Origin of the sequence: Streptomyces sp. SPB074, from assembly GCF_000154905.1 — a bacterium.
Classification (GTDB): Bacteria; Actinomycetota; Actinomycetes; order Streptomycetales; family Streptomycetaceae; genus Streptomyces.
This window is the reverse complement of sequence record NZ_GG770539.1, coordinates 4,373,191-4,375,012: the sequence shown is the minus strand read 5'-3', so window position 1 is coordinate 4,375,012 and position 1,822 is coordinate 4,373,191. Positions and strand designations below refer to the sequence as shown.

Below are 1,822 nucleotides of genomic sequence, written 5' to 3'. Positions count from 1 at the left end.
GCACGGCTACGCGTCCCCGCCCGACCCCGCGCTGCTGGACGCGGCCAGAGGCCGTACCGATCTGCGCCCCGCCGTGCTCACCTTCGCGGGGGTGCGCGGGCGGTGGCTCGCGGAGCAGAACCGCGAGTGGGCCTTCGTACACCGCACGATCGTGGCGCCGCCCGCGCACGAGACGACGGCGAGTACGCCCGGGGACGACGAACGGCTGTGGGGCGAGGGCCTGTTCGCCGAACGGGTCGCTCTGCTCACGCGGGTGCGCGAGACGGAGCCCGGGCGGGCGCTCGCGCTGCTGGGCCGGACGTGGGCCAAGGAGCGGGCCGAGGACCGGCTGCTCTTCCTCGACTGCCTGCGGCCGGGGCTCGCACCGGCGGACGAGCCCTTCCTCGAAGCGGCGCTCGACGACCGCAGCCGCAACGTCCGCGCACTCGCCGCCGAACTCCTCTCCTCCCTCACCGGCTCGGCGCTCGCCGCCCGCATGGCGGAGCGGGCCCGCGCGTGCGTCGCGACGGAGGCGGGAGCGGGGGGCGCGGAGGCGCCGGAGGCGGGGGCGATAGCCGTGGACGCGCCGCACGAGTGCGACGCCGCGATGGAGCACGACGGCGTCGTCGCGAAGCCACCGGCCGGGCGCGGGGAACGTGCCTGGTGGTTCGGGCAGGTGGTCGAGGCGGCTCCGCTCGCGGTGTGGCCGGAGCACTTCGGCGGGGCCTCGCCCGCCGAGCTGGTCGCCCGGCCCGTCGCGGAGGGCTGGCGCGAGGAACTGCACGCCGCGTGGTGCAGGGCCGCCGTGCGGCAGGGGGACGCGGAGTGGTCGCGGGCGCTGCTCGGCTCGCCCGTCGGCACCGACCAGGGCGCGACGGCGCTCGCGGAGCGGGCCCGGCTGCTCGCGGCGCTGCCCCCGGCGGAGCGGGCCGCGTGGGTCGCGGGTTTCCTCGCGGCCAACGGGCTCTCGGAGGCGTTCCAGTTGCTCAACGGCTGCGCGACCCCGTGGCCGGCCGAGCTGGGCCGGGCGGTCGTGGACGCGCTCAACATCGCCCGGGACGCGGGAAGCTACCCGTGGAGCTTCAGCGGCGTCATGGGCCTGGCCGAACGCTGCCTCGACCCGGCCGAGGCCTCCCACCTGGAGAAGCTCGTCGGCTCCTTCGAGGAGAACGAGGACAGCAAACCCGCGGCCGGCCTCTACTGGACCGACGTTTTCCACCGACTCCTGGCGACGCTGCGGCTGCGCGCGGAGATGAGGGAGGAACTGGACGGCGCCTCACGCACGGACACGCCCTAGCTGTGTTGTCCCGGCACGTTGGTGACGCCCATGACGCGACGCCACGAGCCCGGTCCTCGGCCCGAGCCCGGCTCCGATCCTGGCCCTGAGCCCGAGCCCGGCCCCGGACCCGAGCCCGGACCCGGACCCGAGCCCGGACCCGAGCCCGGCCCCCGCCCCACCCCTCAGCCCGACCCCGGTCCCGACCCCGCCCTCGTGCGGGCCGCCGCCGCGCTCGCCGCGCGGCTCGGGGCGGACGACAACCACTCGGTGGCCGCGGCGGCCCGGGACGCCGGGGGCCGGGTGGTCACCGGTGTGAACGTGTACCACTTCACCGGCGGCCCCTGTGCCGAACTCGTCGTGCTGGGCGCCGCCGTGGCCGAGGGCGCGGGACCGCTCGTGCGGATCGTGGCGGTGGGTGACCGGGGGCGCGGGGTGATGCCGCCGTGCGGTCGATGCCGACAGGCGCTGCTCGACCTGTGGCCGGGTATCGAGGTGCTGGTGCCGGGCGCCGAGGGCGGGGTGCGTGGCGTGCCCGTGCGCGAACTGCTCCCTCATACATACGTG

At 76.8% G+C, this 1,822-nt stretch carries 2 protein-coding genes; both read left to right on the top strand.

Annotated features, from left to right (window positions below):
• The coding region (locus SSBG_RS18360; RefSeq protein WP_078491346.1) for a DUF5691 domain-containing protein at nucleotides 1–1,276 on the top strand (1,276 nt) is incomplete at its 5' end.
• Nucleotides 1,277–1,471: 195 nt separating this feature from the next.
• Nucleotides 1,472–1,822 (top strand): cytidine deaminase family protein (locus tag SSBG_RS18355; RefSeq protein ID WP_037870095.1); only part of this gene is annotated, 351 nt, incomplete at its 3' end.